The 304-nt window shown below is 56.2% G+C and carries 1 protein-coding gene; it reads left to right on the top strand.

Translation table 11 applies throughout. From position 1 onward, the window contains the following. Positions 1-304, top strand: a 304-nt coding sequence (locus CVN76_RS02650) for a hypothetical protein (RefSeq protein WP_198512453.1), incomplete at both ends; no start/stop codon positions are given.

A 304-nucleotide genomic window follows, 5' to 3' on the forward strand; every position in this document is an offset into this window, starting at 1 on the left:
GAAAATCGAAAGAAGGACGATTGAAGGCGTGAAAATGTTCCAGCCTGATGAAGTGGCACATAAAAAGAAGCGTTATGAAGATTCCTCTGAAGACGGTGCCCGCCGGCCGCGTACTGGCGGGGGAAGACGCCACCGGGAGCGAATAGATACGAGAGGACCGAACAGGGGCAGCCACCGGTCCGTGAACCAAGCGGACAATCGGGAATTGGACAAGGAGAAACCACGCGGAGGCCGGCCTGAGCGTGAGGATTCACGGGGGAGGCGCCCTGAAAAAGGTAATGCACAAACTCGCGAAAATCCACGA

The sequence above is a fragment of the Bacillus sp. mrc49 genome (assembly GCF_002803435.1).